A 23,385-nucleotide genomic window follows, 5' to 3' on the forward strand; every position below is an offset into this window, starting at 1 on the left:
AGTGCGGGACGCGATCAGACGCGCTCGACGACAGTGGCAATGCCCATGCCGGCGCCGATGCAGAGGGTGGCGATGCCGCGCTCGAGGTCGCGGCGCTCGAGTTCGTCGACGAGCGTGCCGAGGATCATCGCGCCAGTGGCGCCGAGCGGGTGGCCCATGGCGATGGCGCCACCGTTGACGTTGGTCTGCTCCTCGTTCCAGCCCATGTCGCGCATGAGCTTGAGGGCGACCGCAGCGAAGGCTTCGTTGATCTCGACGAGGTCGATGTCGGAGGCCTTCATGCCGACGCGATCGAGCGCCTTGCGGCAGGAGGGTGCCGGCCCGGTGAGCATGATCGTGGGCTCGGAGCCGATCACGGCCGTGGAGATGATCCGGGCACGCGGCGTCAGGCCCATCTCCTGACCGACCCTCTCGTTGCCGATGAGCAGCAGGGCGGCGCCGTCGACGATGCCGGACGAGTTGCCCGCGTGGTGCAGGTGGTTGATCTGGTCGACCTGGGTGTACTTCTCGGTGGCCACGAAGTCGAAGCCACCCATCTCACCCATCGTGGCGAACGAGGGCTTGAGGGACGAGAGTGACTCGACGCTTGTTCCGGGACGGATGGTCTCGTCGCGGGCGAGGATCGTCAGGCCGCTCTGGTCCTTGACCGGCACGACCGACTTGTCGAAGTAGCCGGCCTCCCAGGCAGCGGCAGCGCGCGCATGTGACTGTGCGGCAAAGCGATCGACCTCGGCGCGGTCATAACCCTCGAGGGTTCCGATGAGGTCGGCGCCGATGCCCTGGGGCACGAAGTCGGTGGCGAGCGCGGTGGCCGGGTCCATGGCCCAGGCGCCACCGTCGCTGCCCATGGGGACGCGCGACATCGACTCCACGCCACCGGCGAGGATGAGGTCCTCGAAGCCGGAGCGGACCCGGGATGCGGCCTGGTTGACGGCTTCGAGGCCGGAGCCGCAGAAGCGGTTGACCTGAACGCCGGCAACGGGCTCGGGCAGGCCGGCATACATCGCCGCAACGCGCGGGAGGACCGCACCCTGGTCGCCGACGGGCGACACGATGCCCAGAACGAGGTCGTCGATCTGGGCCGAGTCGAGGCCGGGGTTGCGCTCGCGGACGGCGTCGATGAGTCCGACGACGAGGTCGATCGGCTTGACCTCGTGGAGGGCGCCGGACGACTTGCCCTTTCCTCGGGGGGTGCGGAGGGCGTCATAGATGACCGCCTGGGGCTGCTCGGGCATGGACCGGCTCCTTCTGAGGTGTTCACAGCTGCGGGCTGTCAGTTTCTCCTCGAACGATACGCAGCGATTGAACACTTGTGCAATGGCCGGTGCGAGTGTTGACTGTCACCCACGTTCGAGCGACCAGATCAGCGGCCAAGGGAGGAGGAGTGATGAGGGAGAGCCCTTCGCGGACCACGACGGATTCGCGCGACCGCATCCGTGCGACGGCCTTGCGCCTCTTCGCCGCCCAGGGTGCCGCGGCCACGAGCCTGCGTGAGGTGGCGCGCGAGGTGGGCGTTGCTCCGGGGCTTGTCGTCCACCACTTCGGGGGCAAGGACGGTCTGCGCGCGGCGGTCGACGAGTGCGTTGTCGACCTGTTCCGTGAGGCGGTGGACTCGGTGCCGCTCGAGGGGCCGGCTGATGAAGTCATTGCTGCGCGTGACCGGGCGGCGGCGCAGATGTTCGAGGACAACCCTGAAGCAGTCGACTACCTGCGGCGAGCCGTCGTCACGCCCGATCCGGGCGCGGAGGGGTTGGCCCGGATGCTCATGGAAGAGACCATCCGACGGACCCAGACGTTGCGCGATCACGGCATCGCCCGCAGTCGCATCCCCCTCGAGGAGCAGGCCGTCGCTGTGCTCGTGCGCCAGCTGGGCACCCTGCTGCTCCAGCCGGCGCTCGAGCGGCTGTGGGCCATGGCCCAGGCACCGACGCCGGTACCCACCGTCAAGGTCAGCCTCCGGCGCGCCGAAGACTGACCTGACCACCAGGGACGCGCCGGCCGCGCTCCCGGCTGGCTCCTTCGGCCGAAAACCATAAATGCCCTCGCGCCAAGTGATACAAATGTTAACTACAGATACGTGGCGCAGCTGAGGTTCGCCCGTGGGCAGGATCCCACGCAAGCACCCGGCCACGCGAGCACGTTGGAGCTCTCAGTGCCCGGCCCACGGTCACCAGGTGCTCGGTGCGTGATGCCCGTCGCTGCAACTGAACGGAAGGCTGTGCACAATGACGCCCCTGAAGGCAACGGACTTGGGCGAGCGCGTCCGCATCGTCATCGCCGATGACCACGACCTCTATCGGCGTGGGCTGCAGGACGCTCTCCAGCGCGAGCCCGGCCTCGAGATCGTCGCCGAGGCTGCGTCCTGCGACGAGGCCGTGGAGGAGTGCATCGAGTTCGGACCCGAGGTCGTGCTCCTTGGCCACCGCACGCCCGGCAACTCGGCAATCGAGGCGTGCGCAGCGATCACGCAGGCGTCGCCGCGCACCAAGATCCTCATTCTCACGGCCTCTGACGATGAGGCCGTCCTCTTCGCGGCCTACCAAGCAGGCGCGACCGGCTACCTGCTCAAGGACATGCCGACCGAGCAGATCATCGAGTCGATCCGTCTTGCCCACGGCGGTCAGTCGATGATCCCCCCGCGCATGACCAGCCTGCTCCTCGCAGAGTTCACGCGCCTGGGCCACAGCCGCCGACCCAGGAACGAGGCAGCGGGATCGCGTCTCACGCACCGTGAGCGCCAGGTGCTCCAGCAGGTGTCGCGCGGCAAGGTCAACAGGGAGATCGCGGCGCACATGTTCATCAGCGAGAACACGGTCAAAATCCACGTGCGCGCCATGATGACCAAGCTCCAGGTCAACTCCAGGGTGGAGGCGGCTCTCTTCGCCGTACGACACGGCCTCGTTGAGGCCGACACCTGATCGAGCCAAGGTCGGCGGCGGCAGGCCAGCGCCGTCCGCTCGAGGTGCCTGAGTCCGTGGTGGAGTTGAAACTTCTTGCCCTGCGCCCCAATCCGCGGTGAGAAGGTCTCCGAACTAGAAGTGTGAATTGCCCAACGTCGGGAATCGCCCCCGCCATCGCCGCCGCGCTTGCAGCCCCGCCCCGTCGTCAGGCGCCCGCCGCGTGGGGCTCGCTCTGATGGCCGACGCGGTCGTCACGTCAGACTCCCTGCGTCGAGCCGCCGCGGGCGTCGAGCCTGTTTCCTGGGCCGGGGCCCCAGGCCCGCGGCGGGTGACGCATCTGGGCGAGAAGAGAGCGCAGATGGCGCAGCTGCCACCGAGGGAGACGGACCCTCGCGAGCGGATCCGCATCGTGGTCGCTGACGCCAACGATCTCTATCGGCAGGGCATGAAGGTCGTCATCGACCTCGAACCTGACTTCGAGATCGTCGCCGAGGCTGCATCCGCCCACGAAGCGGTGGAGACGTGCCTCAGGCTCAGGCCTGACGTCGTGCTCCTCGGCCAACGCATGCCCGGCACCGTCGGTATGGGAGCCTGCGAGACGATCTCGAAGGGGGCGCCGGACACCAAGGTCCTGGTCCTCGCCGCCGACGATGACGACGACCTGTATGCGGCACTGCAGGCCGGCGCCACCGGCTTCCTGTTCAAGGGCGCCCCCGCCCAGCAGATCGTCGAGTCCGTCCATCTGGCGCACGGCGGTCAGTCGGTGATCCCGGCCCACATGGCCAGCCTGCTCCATGCCGAGCTTGCGGGCCTGAGAGAGAGGGCACGCGTCGAGACACCGTCCGGACTGCTCACCGAACGTGAGCTCGAAGTCCTGCGGCTCATGGCAGTTGGCAGGGCCAACAAGGCCATTGCCTCCCGGCTCTTCATCAGTGAGAACACGGTCAAGCGCCATGTGCGCACCCTGACGAACAAGCTGCAGGTCAACTCCCGGGTCGAGGTCGCGCTGTTCGCCCTGCAGCACGGGCTCGTCGAGGAGGAGGACTGACCCTTCGTGGTCAGCGGCGGCACTCCAGGGTCTTGAGGTCGACGGCGTTCGCCATCGCCTCGTAGCCCGCGTCACCCGGATGCAGGTGGTCGCCGCTGTCATAGGCCGCCAACATCCGGGTCGGCTGCTTCGGGTCACGAACCACAGCGTCGAAGTCCACGACGGCGTCGAACTCCCCACTCGTGCGAATCCACTCGTTGACGTCCTCGCGGATCGCCTCCTTCGGGGCTGACCAGCGGCTGCCTCCCTCCCACGGAGTGATCGTGCCACCGACGATGCAGACCCCGCGCGCGTGGGCCCGACCGATGAGCTGCTTGTAGGCCTGGATGAGGTCAGCGGGCTTTGTCGCGAGGTCCCAGCGCAGGTCATTGACGCCTTCCATGACAACGACGGTGCTCACGTCCGGCTGGGCGAGAACGTCGCGGTCAAAGCGCGCCTGTGCACTGACACCCGGCCCATCGGCAAGGACACGGTTGCCAGAAATCCCCGCGTTCATCACGCCGAACTGCTGCGGCTTCGGCCCGGACAGGGCGCGGCGGGCGAGGACGTTGGGCCACCGTCGGTTCGCGCTGGTGCTCGACTTGTCACCGTCGGTGATCGAGTCGCCGAACGCGACGACCGTGTCGACCTGCTGCGGTGCCTCGACGACGGCGGACTCGACCCACGCATAGCTCGTTGTCGGCGTCGTGAAGGCGCTGCCGGCCTCGTCCGAGCCGTGATCGCCCGCGCCCGAGATGTAGTTGGTCTGGTGGGCGAGCTTGTGACCGCTGACCGTTCCGGCGTCACCGACGACGTGGACGCTCACGGCGAGCGTCGTCTGTGCGGGGACGTCTCCGGGGACCGGGTCGCTGAGCACCTCGGCCCCCACCGGGATCGTCACCGACGTGCTGTCACCGAAGGTCAACCGGCGGTTGCTCCCCGCGACCACTGCAGCGCCCTCGCCGGCACGACCGACCCACACCGAGTCAAACGTCACCGGCACGGAACCGAACGCGTTCGAGAGCGAGATCCGCAGGTTCGCACCACCGACGCTCGTGTGGACGAGGTTGCGCACGGTCTGGTCGGTCAGGGCCAGCGTCGTCGTGTCGACCGCCGTTCCCCACGTCCCGACCTGGTCCGTGCGAACGTCTGGGGCCGCGGTGGCCGAGGGTGCTGACGCCGGGACGAACGCCAGGGCGGCCGTGGCCGCGATGGCGGCAGCAGCAACGGCGAGGGGCGTGCGACGAGTTCGGGAGGCAGTCATGCCCTTCAGTCAATCCTTTGCGTATGCCGTCGCGCCACCGCAGCGGCCGTCTCACCCAAACGTGTCCGCACCGTTCATCGCGACGTCACCACCCGGCATACCCGCTGCTTGGAAAGGCTCGGACGCGAGGAGGCGCCGCTCCCCGCAAGGGAAGCGGCGCCTCGTCAGCGATGCAGCACCTCAGCGCTGGAGGACCTGCACCTCCGTCACTGCGACCATCTGCGCGCCGGAGTAGGCCGTCGTGCAGTCGGTGGCATTGCCCGGGTCGTTGTCCTGCTCACCCTGGAACGCCGGTCCGCCCTGACACTGGTTGGTGGCCAAGCCGATCCGCAGGTGGGTCGCCGAGGTCTGCGGGATGTCGAACGAGCGCATCTTCAGCTCCGGGGCGACGGGGCGAGGAGCAGCCCCGGGGAAGGCATCCGGCGCCGAGGTGAACACGGGACGGAAGTCCGCGTCCTGGTTGCACAGGACCCGACCCTTGGCGTCGCAGGCGAACACGGTGAACTGGCGGACGTTCTGGAACCGTCCGGCGGCACCGGGCTCGGGCAGAGCGCTCACCTGGACCTTGCGCACGACCTGACGGCCGCCCGCGAGGTCGATGGTGAACTGCTTCTGCGCCGCCGTGGGTGCTGCGACCGTGGTGGTGGTCGAACCCTCGTCGCCGTCGATCATCGCCGGGACGTCGGTGCCGACTCCGGTGATGGTCGCACCTGCCTGGCTGCTCGCCAGGTTGGTGAGGAGCTTGACCGGCAGGTCGCGGGTCTGGCTCGGGTTGGCCGTGAACGACACCCTCGTCTGGGCGCGACCCGGAGCCACCACCGTGTAGGTGCGGGCACCGGGCATCATCTGGAACGAGTCGCCGAGGGCGCTCGCGCCGTCCGTGTCTGCGATCGGCGTGGACCGTGCGACGTACTCACCAACGAAGAGCTGGGCCCCCGTCACCGGTCGTCCGTCCTCGTCGGTCGGGGAGAACCGCAGGGTCGCGGGGTATCCGTAGGCCGAGGTGAAGGACGGCGTCGGGTTGGAGTCGGAGCTGTTCACCGAAGCCGCGTTCTGACCGAGGCCGCGAGCGGCGAAGCCGTTCCAGAGGAGGTCCTGGTTGGCGCCACCGAAGCGGAGCAGGTCAGCAGCCAGCATGGCGTTGCGGGCGTCGACCATGCTCACGGAACCCGACGGCATGAGCAGCCAGGCGTCGAAGACCAGCTGGATCCACCGGCGGTTGCCGGGGCAGGCGGTCACGGGCGTCGCACCCGTGGCACAGCTGCGCTGGACCGTCGCGTCACCGGCGCCGTAGCGGTTGATGAACGCGGAGCGGATGTCGCCCTGCGTCGCCGACCAGATCTCGCCGTCGGCGTGGACCTGCGGACCGGTGAGGTCGTAGCCCACGTTGCTGTAGTTCAGCGGGCTCTTGCTGAAGTTGTAGTTGCGGATGCCGCGGTCGGGGTTGCCCGTGACGTAGGCGCCCATCGGCGTCGCCGTCGCACTCACCGGGACGTAGCCGTACTCCTGCAGGTACTCCGTGGCCATGAGGTCCGACCAGCTCTCGCCCATGCCGCCAGCCTGGAGACCGGAGAGGCCACTGTTCGGGCCCCCGGCCATGCGGTTGCTGATGGCGTGGCCGTACTCGTGCCCGATGACCGACATGTCGTAGTCGCCGTCGACGCACGGTGCATAGAACGAGCCGGCGAGCGGCTGCCAGAGATACATGTTGCTGTAGCCGCTGACCCCGTCCGGAGGCGTGCCCTGGTTGGCGTTGTTGCGCGCCCCGGACAGTGCTCCGGACTGCGCGTAGCCGAGCTCCGGGTCGTTGCCGAGACCGCCCTTGGGGCCGTTGTCGCGCTGCATGTTCCACGCCGACTCCGTGAAGCCGAGCTGGTAGGACCAGTCATGCATCCGGTTGTGCATCGCGAACAGGTTGGCCGTGGCGGCGTCGATGTCGTTGCGCGCGGCGCTGGTGTAGTTGCCCGGGTCGCACTTGTTGGCCGACCACTGGTTGGTCCACGGGTAGACGTAGTTGCGATCGCTCTTCAGTGGCGCAGGAGTCACCGTCCCGAAGCCGAGCCAGCGCTCTCCGCTGAAGGCGTTGTTGCCGCTCGTCGTCGTCGTGCTGAGGTTCGTGACCGGGTCGACGTCCCAGGCCTTCGGCGAGGCCGGGTTCGCCACGGTCTCGGCGCAACCTGCTGCCGTCGTCCAACACCACTCGACGCGGGTGTCGGTCGAGCTGTGGTCGGTGGCCGGGGTGCCGGTGAAGACCTTCCAGCGCGGGTTGTCGCTGTCGAAGTCGACGAGGGACTCGCGGGCGATGACGGCGCCGGAGGCGGCGTCGACATAGACGGTGTATCCGCTGTCCTCACCATCGCGGACGACGACCTGGTATGCCGTGCGCGCGTCACTTCCCGGGACGGGGACGGCGACCTGTTTGACGTGCTGCTCACCGGTCAGACCCTTGGCGGTGAGCGTGGTCCAGCCCGCCGACGCGCTGCGCTGCGTGCCCGCGGACTTGGCGATGCCCGAGGCCTTGGCACCGACGTTGGCGGCGGCCTTGGACAGGGCCTGCTCGGCGGAGAGCGACGGCGCCGCCCGGCGGGCCGCGCTCTTTCCTTGAACGGGAGCCAGAGTCGAGCTGACATAGCGGGCGCTGCCCTTGTCGATGGCCACCACGACGAGTCCGTCGATGCCGGCCTCGACACCGCCGTAGGTCTGGCGGAGCATGACGACCGAGGTGTCGCCGATCTTGTTGGTGCTGATGTGCTGCATGGCAGCGATGTCGGCGGCGGTGACCCCGAACGCTGCCGCGTTCTTGTTGAGGTAGGCGCGGGCTGCGGCCAGGGGGTTGGCTCCCAGTCCGGTGGCCAGAGGAGTGGTCCCTGACGGGGTCACGGCACCCACCGAGCCAAACCGGTTCCACGTGATGGCTCCACCACTGCTGCCGCGCTTGTTGCTTCCGGGAGCGGCAGCGGCCTTCTGTGCCGCGGTGGGTGCGACCTTGGCCTTGCGGCTGTCGAGGTCCGGCAGATGGTCGTGCGCATCCCCGGCCGCGGGCACACCTTGCGGTCGGTTGTCCGGCGCCGCGAAGGCAGTCCCGGGGCTGGCTGTGCCGACCGCGACGGCTGCTGCGAGCGCCGCTGCGGAGAGGGTGATCCCCTGGCGTCGTCCTCTTTGGGTCATGACATGACTCCCTTGTCACAAGACACCCCGACGGCCACGGGTCGGCCGTTCCTCCTGATGCCCGCCCTCAGCAAAGTGCCCGGCAGGTCAACATTGGGTGTGCTACGAGTCAGTAGTTGGCAAAGTCGCAAGGGAGACCGGGCAAAAGTGACACCCGCAGGACAGGGGTGAGCGGACGGCATACCCAGGGCATCGGTGCGGACAACGCGAGAGGCGCCGCTCCCCGCGAAGGGAGCGGCGCCTCGTCGGCGTTTCTTCAGGATCAGACCCCGAGGCGAGCCTTCAGGCCGTCGAGCTCCACCTGGAGCTGGGTCGGGAGGTTGTCGCCGAACTTGGCGAACCACTCCTCGATCTGGGGGATCTCGGCCTTCCACTCCTCGTTGTCGACCGTGAGTGCCTTGACGAGCTCCTCCGGGTCCATGTCGAGACCCTCGGTGTCGATCGACTCCGGGGTGGGGACGTGGCCGATGGCCGTCTCGACCGCGGCAGCCTTGCCCTCGATGCGCTCGATGGCCCACTTGAGGACGCGGCTGTTCTCGCCGAAGCCGGGCCACACGAAGTTGCCCTCCTCGTCCCGACGGAACCAGTTGACATAGAAGATCTTCGGCAGCTTGCTCGCGTCGGCGTTCTTGCCGATGTCGATCCAGTGCTGGAAGTAGTCGCCGGCGTTGTAGCCGATGAACGGGAGCATCGCCATCGGGTCGCGGCGCACGATGCCGACCTCACCGGTGGCGGCAGCGGTCGTCTCGGACGAGAGCGTCGCACCCATGAACGTGCCGTGGGTCCAGTCGCGCGACTCGGTCACGAGCGGCACCGTCGTCTTGCGGCGTCCACCGAAGAAGATCGCCGAGATCGGCACACCGTTGGGGTCGTCGTACTCCGGCGCGAGGATGTCGCTCTGCTTGATCGGGGTGCAGTAGCGGCTGTTGGCGTGCGACGACAACTCGCCGGCTTCACCCTTGGCAGGCGTCCAGTCCTCGCCCTTCCACGACGTCGCGTGCTCGGGCATGTTCTCGAGGCCTTCCCACCACACGTCGCCGTCGTCGGTGAGGGCGACGTTGGTGAAGACCGAGTTGCCCTTGTTGATCGTCGACATGGCGTGGGGGTTGGTGTGCTCGTTGGTCCCGGGCGCGACACCGAAGAAACCGAACTCCGGGTTCACGGCATACAGACGGCCGTCCTTGCCGAAGCGCATCCAGGCGATGTCGTCACCGAGGGTCTCGACCTTCCAGCCCGGGATCGTCGGCTTGAGCATGGCGAGGTTGGTCTTGCCACAGGCGCTCGGGAAGCCGGCCGCGATGTAGTACACCTGCTGCTCCGGCGAGGTGAGCTTGAGGATGAGCATGTGCTCGGCCATCCAGCCCTCGTCGCGCGCCATGACCGAGGCGATGCGCAGCGAGTAGCACTTCTTGCCGAGCAGGGCGTTGCCGCCGTAGCCGGAACCGTAGGACCAGATCGTGCGCTCCTCGGGGAACTGCACGATGTACTTCTCGGGGTTGCAGGGCCACTTGACGTCGGCCTGGCCCTCCTCGAGGGGGGCGCCGAGCGAGTGGAGCGCGGGGACATACTTCGCGGCCTCGCCGAGCTCCTCGATGCGGTCGAGCACCGCGGTGCCACAGCGCGCCATGACGCGCATCGACGCGACGACGTACTCGGAGTCGGTGATCTCGACACCGAACATCGGGCTCTCGGACTCGATGTGACCCATGACGAACGGGATGACATAGAGAGTGCGGCCCTTCATGCAGCCGGCATAGAGCCCGCGCATGATGTCCTTCATCTCCTCGGGCTCCATCCAGTTGTTGGTGGGCCCCGAGTCCTTCTCGTCGAGGGAGCAGATGTAGGTGCGGCCTTCGACGCGGGCGACGTCGCTGGGGTCGGAAGCGGCATAGAAGCTGTTGGGCTTCTTGGCCTCGTCGAGCTTGATGAACGTGCCGGCAGCGACGAGCTTGTCGGTGAGCCGGGTCCATTCCTCGTCGGACCCGGTCACCCACACGACCTCGTCGGGGGTGGTCATCGCGGCGACCTCGTCAACCCAGGCCTGAAGGCCTGCGTGCGTGGTGCCCTGAACGGGTGCGGCGGGTGCGGTCATCTGGGTCCGTTGTCCTTCCGGTTCCGAGCATGCGCTCGGCTGTGGGCCCGGCCAATGCCGGAGCCACCTCGGAAGTGGTTCCGACGACTGACCTGCTGGATGTCTCACGGTACTCGCATCGTGAGACGCGTCTTGCGTCTTGATCCGAGACTGTGAATGAGGTCCTTGAGGAACCTTCTGTCCACCGTAGGAGGTCTGGTGGACAGGCATGGCGGCGGAAACCTTTCCGCATCTATGAGGTCTCTCACACGCTTCTGCCGAGCGTCGTGCAAAAGCCATATACGACGGCGTATGCCGCCCGCTCACCGCCTTCGCTGAGCATCAGTCACGCGACCGGCAGGAAGGTCACGTTGGCACCGGGCCAGCGCACTACTCGGCGAGCGGCACGTGAGATCCTCGGGTCGGGTCGAGATGCCCCTGCGCACCTCGACCCGACCCGCCTCACGGCCCCTCGGCCAGTGAAGTCAGCCCCAAGCTCGAACACAGCCCTTCTCGGCCCGGGAACACCGCCGCGAACCCATCAGGATCGACGCACCCGACCAGTTCTGGGACTGCAGCATCCGAACCGCGGGGCCCGGACGGCTGGGCAGCGCCGAGCGTCAGGACGCCCTGGCGCCACAGGTCGGCACAGGATTCGAGTGCGCGGTCAATGGGAATGAGGCCCTGCGCGTTCCCGACGGAGGTCGAGGTCCCGGCGAAGTCCTTCCCGCGCCCGAGATCGGTCGTGGTGTGGCAGCGCACCAGGCTCTTGTCTTCTGCCTTGGAGAAGGTCCCGGTCACCACAGCAGCGCCGGCCAGGGCGACTCCGGCCGCGGCGACGCCGCCGACCACCATCCATCGGCGCGCGGGCCGCTTCCGGGTCCCGCGGTCGGCAAGACCTTCGAGCATCGAGACTTCAGCTTCGAAGCGACCGGACGAGTACTCGCGAGGCGGAGGCAACATGGTGTTGTTCATGACTCACCCCTGTCGTCAGGACTGCCCTGTTCGAGGGCGGTCCACGCTGGTGACTGGCGAAGCTTGCTGCGTGCCCTGGACAGGCGAGATCGCACGGTTCCCACGGGGACTCCCATCGCGACCGCGGCCTGCTCGTAGGTCAATTCGGCCCACACGCACAACGAGATGACTTCCTTCTCCGTTGGCGTCAGATGCGACATCGCGGCGAGGACGGCCTTCATCTGCTGCTGATCGGCGTCCTGTTGTTCCACGAACGGGCCATGATCCGGAGCGTCGGTCGGGCGGGGCAGTCGAGCCAACAGGTTCGCGTGACGAAGTCGGGTGCGGCTCTGGCGCCGGATGACGTTGTTCGCTACCCCCAACAGCCAGGGCAGGATCAATCCATCGGGGTCGGGAACGACACGATCCCGCTGCCGCCACGCCTCGAGGAAGACCAGCGAGACGGCATCCTCAGCGCGTTCCCACGAGCCTGTCCTGCGGAACACGTGGTTGTAGACCGCGCTGGAGTGCCTGTGAAAGAGGAGCCCGAAGGCAGGGCCGTCCCCGCGGCCGACGCGCTCCCACAGGGACGCGTCCGCGACATGGTTCGTCGTCATCTCCTCCACACCTATCTATGCCCACCACGGACAGGTAGTTCCCAAAAGGCGAACCTCGTTTGCGTCTCCCCACGGCCCAGCTCGCCCTCCGCGCCAGCACCCAGATCCATGAGTGTCCAACACAACAGGTGCATCAACCCGAAACCGGCACCCACGAGCAGCCGATCAGGTCAATACCGTCGAGCTAGGGCCGCTCCGACATGGCCCGGAACTCGTCGCTGTGGATGCGCATCAGGTGCTCACTCGGCATGCCGAGATCCAGTCAGCCACGTCTGACAGCGCACTGAAAGCGGCGGGGGAGCGGGCGGCATACGCCGGATTTCTCGTGCGGGCCAGTGCTCGCGTATGCTTGCCGATCGTTGCGCCGACAGGTTCAACATGCGCCCGTAGCTCAACGGATAGAGCATCTGACTACGGATCAGAAGGTTAGGGGTTCGAATCCCTTCGGGCGCACTCTGTGTTGAGACAGACAAGAAGGCTCCTGACCTGCGGAAACGCGGTCGGGGGCCTTCTGGGTTCAGAGCCGACCGAGGATGGTTACGGAGTCATGATCCATCGCTTACCCATCGTTAACCCTCTGGATCCGCGGCGAACGAGGCGAGTGTCTCGCGGGCGTCGGGGCCCTGGTGCGCGCGCTGGATGTAGTACTTCTCGGTGATGGTTGAGGAAGAGTGACCGAGTTGGGCTGACGCGGTCAGTGCGTCGAACTCGCGGGACAAGACGGTTGCCACTGTCTTCCGGAACGTGTGCGATGTGACGCCGGCCCAACGCCCGCTACGCGCCTGGAACTGCCTCCACTGGCGACTGACGTTGTGGGAGTCACGAAGAGTCCCGGTGGAGGACGGGAAGACCACGTCGTGCTGGTTGGCCAACTGCTCGACCTTCCTGCGGAGGAGCATCTCGACGGCGAACGCAGGCAGCTGAAGCATGCGCTTGCTCGCCTTGGTCTTGGGGTGGTCTTGGAGGACGAGTCCTTGCTCTCGTCGCCGAGCCACCGTCGCGGTCAACGTCACTGTGGCAACAGCGCTCTTGAGGTCCACGTTCTTCCACTGCAAGGCCAAGGCCTCATTGATGCGGCACCCTGTGGCCAGCATCAGGTCGACGAGGTCCGGCAGGTCTGCGCGAACCGCGGCTGTATCTGCAGCGACGGAGCGACGGAGGGCCGCGGCCTCATCGACGCTGAGCGCGATCACCTGCTTCCCCTTGACGGGAACGGCGCTGGTCTGGCTGGCGACGTTGAACTGCAAGGCGTCGTGACGGACTGCAACCCCGACAACTCCGGTGAGCACCGTACGCAGCTGCTTCGCCGTTGACGCTCCAGCGTGTGCCCTTACGGACTTCAGGTGCTGATCCAGCAGTCCCACTGTGAGCTCCTGCACGCGGACGTTGCCCAGTGCCTTCCGCAGGTGTCGCTCGACGAGATTCTCGTACGTCTCCTTCGTGCTTGTAGACCTGTCGGAATCGCGTACCTCGGCGAGCCACACGTCGGCCACGACGCGGACCTTGGTGGTGCCGGTGATGTCTGCAGCGCTTGGGCGCGCTCGGCTTCGAAGCCGTTGCAGCAGTTCACTCTCGGCCTTGCCCTTGCTGAGGCCTGACGCCTCTACCAAGCGCGTAACCCCGTCAAAGTCGCGGAAGCGGGCGCGCGCTCGATAGTGGGTGGCGCTGACTCGAGTGGAGCTGATGCGGCCCCAAGAGCCAAGGGGGAGTGGCGGTCTAGGCATCGTAAAGCTCCGCCTGGTCAGGTTCTGCAGGATCGAATGGCTCGCTCGCCCAAGCTTCGTCGTCCGCTGGGTCCAAGGAGCGGAGCCTGTTCATCTCAGACTCCAGGAAGTCCGTGACTTCTCCCCGCGCCTGCTCGCCGTGATCGAAGAGGTGGTCCGACACCCGGTCCTCGAGCTTGGTGATCTCGAAGGCCACGTAGCGCAACCTGAGCTGGGTTCGCGCCTCTCGACTCGTGCCTCTCCGCGGCTGCGTCCGCAAGCGGAAGGCGGCTACGTGTTGCCGGATGTACTCCTGGCCTCCTTCAGCGGCGCCCTGTCGAACCTCTGGAGCTGTGAGGAAGGGTCGGTCACCTTCAGCCCATAACCACACGTCGGCGGTCCCCACCGGCTCGAAGTCCTGCCCCGTCACCTGGCATCGGAAGTCTGCACTGCGGATGGGAGGCAGGAGCAGCGCGTGCGGGTTCACGCCGAGCGCCAACGCCATCGCCGCTAGGTCATCCACGGCTGCGGTCTATGGCAGGTAGATCAATGCACTCCGGGCCGACCGGCGAAACCGTCCAACACAACGTTGCTCGTCTGCGGAAAGAGGCCGAGATGAGCTACGCCGACCTCTCCAGGGAGCTCGTACTGCGTGCCGCTGTGCATGTTCGATGCCAACCATGGTTCAACCACTGGGCCTGGTGCATCCCTGCAAGCTCACTTCTGACCTACGTGGGTACCGCTAGCGGCTCGCCGCGCCTGGACCTACGAGACAAGCATCTCGAGCGGATACCAGGCGCAGAGCGCCTGTGCCACGTGCTGGCAGCCGCTGCCCCGCCAGTGGGTGCAGAAGGCGAGGAAGAGCCGTCGGACGCGTTCTTGGTGTCTCCTGGGGTCGCGCTAGAGACGTTCACTGAGCTTGACTTCACTACGGTCAGTGATCCGAACTGGGAGGGGACCCCGCCGATCGCAGTCTCGTTCTAGGCAGGGTGAAATACTGTCCGGTCTCGGGCTGTGCGTTTGACCAGAAGGGTCAATCAACGTCGGGCCCTTGGCGTTGCCACGCTGAGAGTTGTGCGCACCGCGGGGACGTGCTGCGGGGATGGTTAGGGTTGCCGGCGTGTCAGCCTCCAGCATCGAAGGTTCTTCCAATGAATGAATCCGTCCTTGACGCAGCCTTGGCAAGGGTTTCGGACTCAGCGCTCCGCGCTCAGTCCAAGGGTCGTCCAATCATCGCCTGCCGGTTCCAGCAACTCCTCGGCGAATGTTTGCCACAACCGAATCGATAGCGAGTCAGCAGCGGAGAGCAAATCCTCAGAGATGACCGCAGCGCCCCCGGGTTCAACGCCGGCCAGCAGCAATGCCGCCACATCCTTCTGTGCCCCGCTCCCGGGTCACCAACGGGCGCGACGACGACTACGGGCTGCTCCACGTGCGGGGCAGCCGCAACTCGATCATCGGCAACCACGTCTCGGTGGTCGTCGACCCGGAGAGCCTCCGTCCGGCCGGCGCGCCACCGGTCGTCGTACGGCTGGCGGCGGGGGAGGGCAACTACCTGGCCAGCAACCACGTCGTCGCCACGGGCGCGGACCGGCGGTCCGGCGACTCGGCCTACGAGGCCCAGGTGGATGCGTTGCTGTCCGGGGCGGACCGGGCCGACCTCGCCGTCACGGCAGTCCTCGTCGAGGACGGGTCGGTGCGCAACACGGTCCTCGACTCGGGGCGGGCGGACGAGGTGGTCGTCGACGAGACGGTCAACGCCTTCCGGGCGACGCCCTCGGTGGCCTGAGCAGGAACTTCCCCATCGTTGGGTAGGTGCGGTCTGGTCCAGCCACCCGGTGAGGCCGTGCGTGGGTAAAGTCCAGAGCCGGAAAGGGCTCGGTCATGGCGTGGTTGTGGTTCCTCATCGCGGCGGTCATCGTGTTCATCCTGTGGGCCGGTCGTCGCGCGGAGCGTCAGGGCGCCGCGCGCCCGGCGGACAGGTCCGGCCGGCCCGGGTCCGCCTTCGCGGAGAAGCCGGTGGGCGGCAAGCGACGGGCGCACTGACTGCGTCGCCGCTGAGTCAGACCGCGATGACCGCTAGTGCGATCGCCGGAAGCACGGACGACGCAAGGGTCCCTCGGACGCTGCCGCCGCGCGGGCGCCAGTAGCCGAGCAGGTCGGCGACGCCCATCGCGAGCGACGACAGCAGTATGTAGAGCAGGGACACGACCACGACGGTGACCCCGGTCGACTCGTCGCCGTTGTGGAGGATCCAGAGCCCGGCCAGCCCGCCGATGCCGGCCAGGGCGTTGCGGACGCCGATGCAGAACGACCACAGGTGGACGTTGGCGATGCCGTGCGGCTCGATCCCGAGGAACTGTTGCACCCAGGGCCGGTCGATGAGGAACGCCTCGAACGGGAAGACGGCGATCAGGATGACGGCCGTGATGCCGGTGCAGACCTGCGCGACGGTGTCCATGTCAGTCCGCCGGCCGGGCTTCGACGAGCGAGATCGTCGAGATGGTCGGCACGACGCGGGTCATCCGGAAGCCGCTGCGCTCGAGCAGCGACGCGAACTCCGCCTCGGTGCGCTCGCGACCGCCGACCCAAAGCAGCATGTCGAGGTCGAGCGACTTCGTGAAGTGCGGCGCGTCGCCCGGCGGCACCACGCTCTCGACCAGCAGGAGGGTCGCGCCGGACGGCATGTGGCGACGCAGGATGGTCAGCAGCGCGACCGCCTGGTCGTCGTCGAAGTCGTGCACGACGCGTCGGAGGACGTAGAGGTCGCCGTCGTCGGGCGCGGTCTCGAAGAACGACCCACCCACGAGCCGGCACCGGTCGAGCACGCCCGCCTCGCCCAGGTGCTTCTCGGCCGGACCGATGAGGCTCGGCTGCTCCAGCAGCACGCCGTCCGCGGCCGGCGCCGCGCCGAGCATCAGCGCGAGCAGCTGCCCGTGGCCGCCGCCGACGTCGACAATCGTCCCGAACGGCGTGAAGTCGTAGACCGCCGCCACCGTCGGCCAGTCGAGCTCGGTCAGCCGGCCCATCGCGTCGTTGAAGGTCGAGGCGTAGTCGGCGTCGCGGTCGAGCAGATCCCACATCGGGACACCGTGGACCGCCTCCGCCTGCGGGTCACCGGTGGTGAAGCCCTCGGGGAGCCGGCCCCACACCGACTGGTAGCGCGGGTCGCCGATCATCAGCACCACCGACCGCATCGAGTCCGGCGAGTCGGACACGAGCGTGCGACCGACGGCCGTCAGGTCGAAGCGGTCGCCGACGTGCCGGACGATGCCGTACGCCGCGCTGGCCCGCAGGAGGCGGAAGGTCGCGTCGGGGTCGGTCCCGAGGTCGGCGGCGACCTCCTCCGCGGTCCGCGCCCCGGCGGCGAGGACATCGGCGATGCCGAGCCGGGCGACGGCGTACACCGCCTGCGAGGCCATGAAGGCCGACGAGACCTCGAGGATGCCGACCTCGGGCGGCACCATCCGCCGGGCCAGGCCCTGGATCGCGGTGCGCACGCCGGTGGCGGCGCGCACCACGCCGACGGGTGGAAGTCGGGTCATGGGATGCCCCCTCTATGATCGTCAGGGATGCTGACCATCATGGTCAGTGATGCTGACTCCGTCAAGGGATGCGATGGACCTCGCGACGCTCATGTTCGTCTCCTACCGCGCGATGGACGAGCGTGTGCAGCGCGCGATGCGCGAGGCGGGGTACGACGTCACGGTGGCGCAGTCGCGGCTCGCCCAGCGGATCGCCGACGAGGGCTCGCGGCTGACCGAGCTGGCCGACCGGGCGCAGGTGACCAAGCAGACCGCGAGCCTCCTGGTGGCGGCGCTGGAGCGCGAGGGCCTGGTCGATCGGGTGCCCGACCCGAGCGACGGTCGGGCGCGGCTGATCCGGATGTCCGCACGCGGGCGCGAGGCCGCGACCCAGGCCATGCATGTCGTGATCGCTGTCGAGCAGGAGTGGACCGAGCACCTCGGCCCCGAGCTCGCGGGGCAGCTGCGCGAGGGGCTGATGAAGCTGCGCGAGATCACCGACCCCTACGCCTAGAGGTCCACCTAGAAGTCGGAGGTGCCGCGCAGCCGCCTCGGCCGTCCGTCGGGGTCGATGGCGCGGCGGTAGAGCGGTGCCGCCCACCGTGCCGTCCGGGACGAGACCTCCGGCGGCTCGTGCGGGTGGAGCGACTGCCCGGAGCGCCGACCCGCTCGTTCCAGAGCGCGGTCGGGTCGTCGATGTCGTTCAGCCGGGGGTCGTCCTCGGGCAGGCCGAGGTGCTCCGCCCACAACGGCGTACGCAGCCGACGGTGCAGCTCGCCGTCGGGGTCGAGGACCGCGCAGGTGAGCTCGGAGTCGTGGCTCCACGAGCGGAGGTTGAGGTTGTCGGAGCCGATGGTCATCCACTCGTCGTCGACGATGCCGACCTTGGCGTGGACGTAGATCGGCGTACCCGCGTCATTCTCGAGGTCGAACATGCTGAACCGGTCACCGCCCGCCTCCCGCAGCAGGTCGTACGCGAGCCGTTGGCCGTAGTGCATCGGGGACCGCCGAACCGGCCCTCGTCCTCGGCGTAGCGCGGCACGACCGCGATCACCTGCAGGTCGGGCTCGCGGCGCGGTAAGCGCAGCCTGCGAGAACGGTTCCGGGCCGCGCTTGGCGTATGTGGTCACGGACTCGGTGGCCGAGTTCCAAGAGGTCACCGTCCTGCTCCCGCGCACCGTCCGCACGGCGCGGCTCTACGAGTCGTACCTCACCAACTTCGCTTTGAACGTGGAGAGCACCGCATGAAGTTCACCCTCGTCGACTATCAGGAGGACGCAGCGCGCTCGGTCGTTCGCCGGCTCAGCTCCGCCCGCTCCGGGTATACCGAGCACGGTGACCTAACGGCTATCGGCCTGACGGCTCCCACAGGCGCGGGGAAGACAGTCATCGCGACCGCCGTCCTCGAGGCGCTGATGTTCGGCGGGTTCAACGTTGAGCCGGATCCCGCCCTAACCGTGCTCTGGCTGACGGACGACCCGTCGCTGAACGTGCAGACCATGGGCAAGATGCTGTTGTCCTCCGACCTTGTCGAGCCGCATCACCTGCGCCTGCTGACGGAGGCTCCAGGGCCGCAACTGGATGCGGGGTTCGTCTACTTTGCCCATATTCAGGCACTAGGTTCAACGGGCGAGGAAGTCGGTCGCGAAGCGAGGGCCAGCACGCTCCCAGCAAGTCGAGCTGTCGGCTCTGGGCGACGAACAGCGCCATCTCATCGCCGAGTTCGTCGCGGCCTGGGAGCGAATGGACGTCGACGCGCTCGTTCGCCTGCTCACCAAGGACGTCACGTTCACCATGCCACCCCTGCCCGCCTGGTTCGACGGCGTGGACATGGTCAGGCGCTTCCTTCAGGAGCGGGTCGCCGAGACACCGTGGCGGCTGGTTCCTGTGCAGGCCAATGGCCAGCCCGGACTCGCCTGTTATCAGGGACCACACTTCGGGGGTCCCGGCGACCTCACTGACTCAGACCCAACGACGTTCACGCTCAGTGCGGTCTGTCTGCTCTCCCTGCGCGACAGGAAAGTGTCCCGCATACTGGCCTTCCTCGAGCCGGGTGCCCTCAGCACCTTCGACCTGCCGCTGACCTTTGGCGAGTTTCCCGCGCGGTAGCGATGAGTTCACGCTGTGACATGACTCAGTACGGCGTAGAGCGGAGGCATCGGCCCCGGCCAGAGACGAAGGAGCCAACCATGCGCAAGGTAGTCGTCACGAACATCATCTCGCTTGACGGGGCATTCAGCGGGGCGGGAGGTGACGTCATGGCCATGCCGTTCGACGAGGGCTTCGACGTCTACATCGCTGAGCGTCTCGCAGCGGCCGAGACGGTGTTGCTCGGAGCGGTCAGCTACCGAGAGTTCCTGACCTTCTGGCCATCGGTCGTCGATGACGAGAACAGCCCTCAGATCGAGCGTGACTTCTCCCGCGCCTACAACGAGGTCGACAAGCTCGTCGTCTCGGACACCCTTCGCCCCGAGGAAACGGGGGCGTGGGCCTCGACGACCACGATCATCCCCCGTTCACAGGCTCACGATGAAGTGGCGGAACTGCGGCGCGGCAACGGAGGCGAGATCGTCATTTACGGAAGCCACGTCCTGTGGAACGACTTGCTCGCCCACGGGCTCGTCGACGAACTGCACCTCATGGTTGGCCCAGCGGTCATCGGCGGCACTGGGCGACCTGCCGGAGGCGTGCCAGCATTCCAGGACTGTGAACCTGCACGGTTCGAGCTCCTCGAAGTGCGTGAGTTCGAGGCCTCCGGAATCGTCCTTCTTCGCTATGCCACACAGCTCACGGCCTGAGCTCACGCCACGTCAGTGACGAAGACGAGCGGGTGGCGCACCGGAGTCGCCCGTTCGGGTGCACTCTGTTGAGATAGACGAATGCTGAGTATGCCGTCGGGCTGCCATCGCATTACCAAAAGCACTGTGGCAGTTGCCTTTTCGAACCGGTCGAGGCGCCCTGACGTGGTGCTGGGCACCGTTAGGGCATGGCCGCGCGGATGAGGTGCGTGCGGCTTCGGTGTCGGCTATCGCACCAGGCAGGGACGTTTCGGGTCGAAGGTCCACCCGGGCTGGAGGTACTGCATGGCGACGCTGTCGTCGCGCGCCCCCAAGCCGTGTTCGAGATAGAGCTCGTGCGCCTGGGCCAGTCGCTCGGCATCGAGCTCCAGCCCAAGTCCCGGAGCGCTTGGCAGGTCCACATGGCCGTCGCGGATGAGGGGTGGCTGCGTCGTGAGACCTTGACCGTCCTGCCAGATCCAGTGGGTGTCGAGCGCAGTGATCTCGCCGGGAGCGGCGGCACGGCGCAGAACATGTTCCTGCACGCCACGCGCTACCGCGTTGGCGAGGCAGTCTCTCGCGAGACGATTCTCGTGACGACCCTGTGCTCCCTTCCCGTCGCAGTGCTCATCGCTCTGCTGCTCGCCTGAGCCATCTAGGAGAACCCATGCCCACCTCTTCAGGCCACGAAGCCGACCTCCGCAACGCGCTGCCGGGCGGCGTGCTCGCGCTGCTGCTGGAGGCGCTCGGCCCGACGGGTGTGCTCACGGACCCCGCGGACATCGCACCGTACGTCAGCGACTGGACGGGCACCCTGCACGGGCGCTCGCCAGCCGTGCTGCGTCCGTCGAGCACTGTCGAGGTCGCAGCCGCGGTGCGGATCTGCGCCGAGGCCGGGGTCGCGATCGTGCCGCAGGGGGGCAACACCGGCCTGTGCGGCGGCGCGGTACCGGGCGGCCCCGGGGTGCAGGTGGTTCTCTCGCTGGGGCGCATGCGTCGTGTCCGCGCAGTCGACCCCGTTGGCGACACCATGACCGTGGAGGCCGGTGTCGTTCTTGCGACAGCCCAAGAGGTGGCAGCCTCGGCCGGACGTCTTCTCCCCCTGTCGTTGGGGTCGGAGGGCAGCTGCACGGTCGGCGGCACGATCGCGACGAACGCCGGAGGCACTGCGGTGCTGCGCTACGGGATGATGCGCGAGCTCGTCCTGGGCCTCGAGGTCGTGCTCGCCGACGGTCGGGTGTGGGACGGCCTTCGGGTCGTCCGCAAGGACAACACCGGCTATGACCTCAAACAACTCTTCATCGGCGCTGAGGGCACCCTCGGCATCGTCACTGCGGCGGTGCTCCGCCTGTTCCCGGCAACCCCGCAGCGGGCGACTGCCTGGGTGGCCCTTCCGGACGTCTCTGCTGCTGTCGCCCTGCTCGGCGTCGTGCGTGAGCGGGCAGCGGGAAGTCTCACGACCTACGAGCTCGTGTCCCGCGAGGCGCTCGACATGGTGCTCAGCCACCTTCCGGGCACCAGAGATCCCATGCCCGGGTCGCACCCCTGGTACGGCTTGGTGGAGCTCGCTGGGCCAGCGTCTGCGGTCGACCTCGACGAGACCCTCGAGATGGCTCTCGGCGAAGCGGTCGACCGCGGGCTCGTCCTCGACGCCGTGGTCGCCAGCAGCCCGGCCCAGCGGGAGGGGCTCTGGCGGCTGCGCGAGGGCGTCTCCGAGGCCCAACGCATCGAGGGTCCGAGCCTCAAGCACGACGTGACCCTGCCGATCGGCGACCTCGCGGACTTCGTCGCGGATGCCGGCGCGCTCGTTGAAGCACGACTGCCCGGTGTCCGTCTTGTCACCTACGGCCACGTCGGCGACGGCAATCTTCACTACAACCTCAGCGGACCAGTCTCCGGAGACCCAGAAGCGTTCCTTGCCCTGCATCACAGGCTGACCGAGGTGGTCTATGACGCTGTGGCACGACGGGGCGGCAGCATCAGCGCCGAGCACGGTGTGGGCACCACCAAGCGCGACGCAATCGCCGCAGTCAAGAGCGAGGTCGAGCTCGACCTCGCTCGAGCCGTGAAGCACGCACTGGACCCTGGCGGCGTCATGAACCCCACCAAAGTGCTCCCCAACAAGTGACCGATGCCCACGAGCCCGTGCGACGTCGAGGAGATCGAGCGGAAGTCTGCTCACTCCTCCCCAGCACGAGTTCTAGGCTGACCCGGTGAACACGGAATCCGGGAGTCGATGGGTCGCGATCGCCTCGGCGCCACCGAGCCAGACGTTCGGCACCGTGACGCTGCACCCTTGGGACGGTGCCCATGACATCGGTGCGGCGGTCGCCACCCTAGAGCTCGAGCGACCTTCCTGGCTCACCTGGGCACCCGATGGTCGGCACCTGCATGTCGCCTGCGAGGCAGCGCAGGGCCACGTCGTCACGCTTCTTGCCGACCTCACCTCCGGCGGCACGCCGACGTTGGCCGAGGCGGGGCGCGCCGGAACCGGTGGCATCAGCCCCTGTCACCTCGCGCTCCTGCCCGACGGGGACACGCTGGTCGTCGCCAACTACTCCGACGGCACCGTCTCGACCCTCGAGGTCCGCGACGGAGTCGTCACCGAGCTCGCCGACGTCGATCGGCTCACGGGCTCGGGGCCTCACCCATCCCGTCAGGAGAGCAGCCACGCCCACCAGGTTGTGCCCCTGTCGGGTGAGCGTGTCTGCGTCGTCGACCTCGGTGCCGACAAAATCGTGACGTATGCCGTCCGCAACCGTGAGCTGCATCGCATCACCTCGAGCGCGATGCCGGCCGGGGCAGGGCCACGTCACGTCGTGCGCGACCCACGGACCAGACGCGCTTGGCTGGGTGGCGAGCTCTCAGGATCGCTGATCGCGTTGCGGGAGAGGGACATTGGGGAATTCGAAGTCGTTGGCGAGACTGTCGCGAGTGCCAACGAGGCCGAGAACTCCGTTGCCCACATCTGGCTCGACGCCAGCGGCCAACGTCTCCTGATCTCGAATCGGGGCCCGGACACGGTGAGCCTGTTCGATGTGAGCGCTGAGATCCCTCAGCTCCTCGGCGAAGTCTCCGTCCCAGCCCACCCGAGGCACTTCCACGTGGAGGGGGCAACGGTGCTCGTGGCCGGACGCGACGCCGATGCGGTCACGACCCACACCTTGGAGCACGACGGAGTCAGCGCCGCGATCACCACGCTGACCGTTCCTGCCCCGATGTGCATCGTGCCAACGCCCACTCGCCCCTGGGCCAGCGGATCAGCTGAAGCAGGCGGGGAGAGCCAACCGGTGCAGCCGACTGGCAAAGCCGACAGGCGAATCGGAGATGAAGGTCGCCCGCAACGTCGGTGAGCTCGAGGTCGCGCACGAGTGAATCGG

The 23,385-nt window shown here is 67.6% G+C and carries 22 protein-coding genes, 1 tRNA gene and 2 pseudogenes; 13 read left to right on the forward strand and 12 right to left on the reverse strand.

Annotated features, from left to right (window positions below):
- Positions 1-14 precede the first annotated feature (14 nt).
- Positions 15-1,235 carry an acetyl-CoA C-acetyltransferase gene (locus tag V6K52_RS02180; RefSeq protein WP_353952272.1) on the reverse strand — a complete coding sequence of 407 codons (1,221 nt, stop codon included), beginning with the start codon at positions 1,233-1,235 and terminating at the stop codon, positions 15-17.
- A gap of 152 nt (positions 1,236-1,387) precedes the next feature.
- On the opposite strand from V6K52_RS02180, the gene V6K52_RS02185 reads away from it, so the two are divergent.
- The 3 genes from V6K52_RS02185 to V6K52_RS02195 all read left to right on the forward strand — a co-directional run bounded on the left by V6K52_RS02185 (position 1,388) and on the right by V6K52_RS02195 (position 3,948).
- The gene (locus V6K52_RS02185) at positions 1,388-1,975 is read left to right on the forward strand and encodes a helix-turn-helix domain-containing protein (protein ID WP_353952273.1); all 588 of its coding nucleotides are present in this window, start codon (positions 1,388-1,390) and stop codon (positions 1,973-1,975) included.
- A gap of 250 nt (positions 1,976-2,225) precedes the next feature.
- A complete protein-coding gene (locus V6K52_RS02190) occupies positions 2,226-2,918 on the forward strand; it encodes a response regulator transcription factor (protein WP_353952274.1) in 693 nt (230 codons plus the stop codon).
- 202 nt (positions 2,919-3,120) lie between these two features.
- The gene (locus V6K52_RS02195) at positions 3,121-3,948 is read left to right on the forward strand and encodes a response regulator transcription factor (protein WP_353952275.1); all 828 of its coding nucleotides are present in this window, start codon (positions 3,121-3,123) and stop codon (positions 3,946-3,948) included.
- A 10-nt stretch (positions 3,949-3,958) separates the two neighbouring features.
- On the opposite strand, the gene V6K52_RS02200 is transcribed toward V6K52_RS02195, so the two are convergent.
- The 5 genes from V6K52_RS02200 to V6K52_RS02220 all read right to left on the reverse strand — a co-directional run bounded on the left by V6K52_RS02200 (position 3,959) and on the right by V6K52_RS02220 (position 12,001).
- Positions 3,959-5,191 (reverse strand): SGNH/GDSL hydrolase family protein, encoded by a 1,233-nt coding sequence (locus tag V6K52_RS02200; RefSeq protein ID WP_353952276.1) that lies wholly within the window; start codon positions 5,189-5,191, stop codon positions 3,959-3,961.
- A 180-nt stretch (positions 5,192-5,371) separates the two neighbouring features.
- Positions 5,372-8,359, reverse strand: a complete 2,988-nt coding sequence (locus V6K52_RS02205) for a M36 family metallopeptidase (protein ID WP_353952277.1) — start codon at positions 8,357-8,359, stop codon at positions 5,372-5,374.
- A 262-nt stretch (positions 8,360-8,621) separates the two neighbouring features.
- Complete coding sequence (locus V6K52_RS02210) at positions 8,622-10,451, reverse strand: phosphoenolpyruvate carboxykinase (GTP) (protein ID WP_353952278.1); 1,830 nt, start codon at positions 10,449-10,451, stop codon at positions 8,622-8,624.
- A 441-nt stretch (positions 10,452-10,892) separates the two neighbouring features.
- Complete coding sequence (locus tag V6K52_RS02215) at positions 10,893-11,405, reverse strand: hypothetical protein (RefSeq protein ID WP_353952279.1); 513 nt, start codon at positions 11,403-11,405, stop codon at positions 10,893-10,895.
- A complete protein-coding gene (locus V6K52_RS02220; RefSeq protein ID WP_353952280.1) occupies positions 11,402-12,001 on the reverse strand; it encodes a sigma-70 family RNA polymerase sigma factor in 600 nt (199 codons plus the stop codon). The genes V6K52_RS02215 and V6K52_RS02220 overlap by 4 nt, the downstream gene beginning before the upstream one ends.
- A 380-nt stretch (positions 12,002-12,381) precedes the next feature.
- Between V6K52_RS02220 and V6K52_RS02225 the strand changes: the two genes are divergently transcribed.
- Positions 12,382-12,454 (forward strand) — tRNA-Arg (locus tag V6K52_RS02225).
- 116 nt (positions 12,455-12,570) lie between these two features.
- Here V6K52_RS02225 and V6K52_RS02230 read toward each other — a convergent pair.
- Both V6K52_RS02230 and V6K52_RS02235 read right to left on the reverse strand, forming a co-directional pair.
- Complete coding sequence (locus V6K52_RS02230; RefSeq protein WP_353952281.1) at positions 12,571-13,611, reverse strand: site-specific integrase; 1,041 nt, start codon at positions 13,609-13,611, stop codon at positions 12,571-12,573.
- Between the two features lie 106 nt (positions 13,612-13,717).
- Positions 13,718-13,921 carry a hypothetical protein gene (locus V6K52_RS02235; RefSeq protein ID WP_353952282.1) on the reverse strand — a complete coding sequence of 68 codons (204 nt, stop codon included), beginning with the start codon at positions 13,919-13,921 and terminating at the stop codon, positions 13,718-13,720.
- A gap of 1,161 nt (positions 13,922-15,082) precedes the next feature.
- Here V6K52_RS02235 and V6K52_RS02240 point away from each other — a divergent pair.
- Together V6K52_RS02240 and V6K52_RS02245 are read left to right on the forward strand one after the other, a co-directional pair.
- Complete coding sequence (locus tag V6K52_RS02240) at positions 15,083-15,493, forward strand: hypothetical protein (protein ID WP_353952283.1); 411 nt, start codon at positions 15,083-15,085, stop codon at positions 15,491-15,493.
- Positions 15,494-15,588: 95 nt separating this feature from the next.
- Positions 15,589-15,750, forward strand: a complete 162-nt coding sequence (locus V6K52_RS02245; protein ID WP_353952284.1) for a hypothetical protein — start codon at positions 15,589-15,591, stop codon at positions 15,748-15,750.
- Between the two features lie 16 nt (positions 15,751-15,766).
- Here V6K52_RS02245 and V6K52_RS02250 read toward each other — a convergent pair whose 3' ends face one another.
- Both V6K52_RS02250 and V6K52_RS02255 read right to left on the reverse strand, forming a co-directional pair.
- Entirely contained in the window at positions 15,767-16,165 is a 399-nt protein-coding gene (locus V6K52_RS02250; protein ID WP_353952285.1) for a DUF1304 family protein, read from the reverse strand.
- 1 nt (position 16,166) lies between these two features.
- Positions 16,167-17,249 carry a methyltransferase gene (locus tag V6K52_RS02255; protein WP_353952286.1) on the reverse strand — a complete coding sequence of 361 codons (1,083 nt, stop codon included), beginning with the start codon at positions 17,247-17,249 and terminating at the stop codon, positions 16,167-16,169.
- A gap of 49 nt (positions 17,250-17,298) precedes the next feature.
- On the opposite strand from V6K52_RS02255, the gene V6K52_RS02260 reads away from it, so the two are divergent.
- Positions 17,299-17,742 (forward strand): MarR family transcriptional regulator, encoded by a 444-nt coding sequence (locus V6K52_RS02260; protein WP_353952287.1) that lies wholly within the window; start codon positions 17,299-17,301, stop codon positions 17,740-17,742.
- Here the strand turns inward: V6K52_RS02260 and V6K52_RS02265 are convergent.
- Positions 17,723-18,226: a phospholipase D-like domain-containing protein gene (locus V6K52_RS02265; RefSeq protein WP_353952288.1), complete on the reverse strand. Its 504-nt coding sequence runs from the start codon at positions 18,224-18,226 to the stop codon at positions 17,723-17,725. The genes V6K52_RS02260 and V6K52_RS02265 overlap by 20 nt on opposite strands.
- 115 nt (positions 18,227-18,341) lie before the next feature.
- On the opposite strand from V6K52_RS02265, the gene V6K52_RS02270 reads away from it, so the two are divergent.
- The 4 genes and pseudogenes from V6K52_RS02270 to V6K52_RS02285 all read left to right on the forward strand — a co-directional run bounded on the left by V6K52_RS02270 (position 18,342) and on the right by V6K52_RS02285 (position 20,026).
- Positions 18,342-18,476 carry a hypothetical protein gene (locus tag V6K52_RS02270; RefSeq protein WP_353952289.1) on the forward strand — a complete coding sequence of 45 codons (135 nt, stop codon included), beginning with the start codon at positions 18,342-18,344 and terminating at the stop codon, positions 18,474-18,476.
- Positions 18,473-18,736: pseudogene (locus V6K52_RS02275) on the forward strand (DEAD/DEAH box helicase family protein); the annotation flags it as partial. The gene V6K52_RS02270 and the pseudogene V6K52_RS02275, both read left to right, overlap by 4 nt.
- Before the next feature lie 205 nt (positions 18,737-18,941).
- Positions 18,942-19,337, forward strand: coding sequence for a nuclear transport factor 2 family protein (locus tag V6K52_RS02280; RefSeq protein ID WP_353953843.1), 396 nt, complete (start codon positions 18,942-18,944; stop codon positions 19,335-19,337).
- Between the two features lie 80 nt (positions 19,338-19,417).
- Entirely contained in the window at positions 19,418-20,026 is a 609-nt protein-coding gene (locus tag V6K52_RS02285) for a dihydrofolate reductase family protein (protein ID WP_353952290.1), read from the forward strand.
- Between the two features lie 227 nt (positions 20,027-20,253).
- On the opposite strand, the pseudogene V6K52_RS02290 reads toward V6K52_RS02285, so the two are convergent.
- Positions 20,254-20,526: pseudogene (locus tag V6K52_RS02290) on the reverse strand (enolase C-terminal domain-like protein); the annotation flags it as partial.
- Positions 20,527-20,672: 146 nt separating this feature from the next.
- On the opposite strand from V6K52_RS02290, the gene V6K52_RS02295 reads away from it, so the two are divergent.
- Together V6K52_RS02295 and V6K52_RS02300 are read left to right on the forward strand one after the other, a co-directional pair.
- Positions 20,673-22,133: an FAD-binding oxidoreductase gene (locus V6K52_RS02295; protein WP_353952291.1), complete on the forward strand. Its 1,461-nt coding sequence runs from the start codon at positions 20,673-20,675 to the stop codon at positions 22,131-22,133.
- A gap of 85 nt (positions 22,134-22,218) precedes the next feature.
- The gene (locus V6K52_RS02300; protein ID WP_353952292.1) at positions 22,219-23,358 is read left to right on the forward strand and encodes a beta-propeller fold lactonase family protein; all 1,140 of its coding nucleotides are present in this window, start codon (positions 22,219-22,221) and stop codon (positions 23,356-23,358) included.
- Positions 23,359-23,385 lie beyond the last annotated feature (27 nt).

Source organism: Knoellia sp. S7-12 (assembly GCF_040518285.1).
Lineage (GTDB): Bacteria > Actinomycetota > Actinomycetes > Actinomycetales > Dermatophilaceae > Knoellia.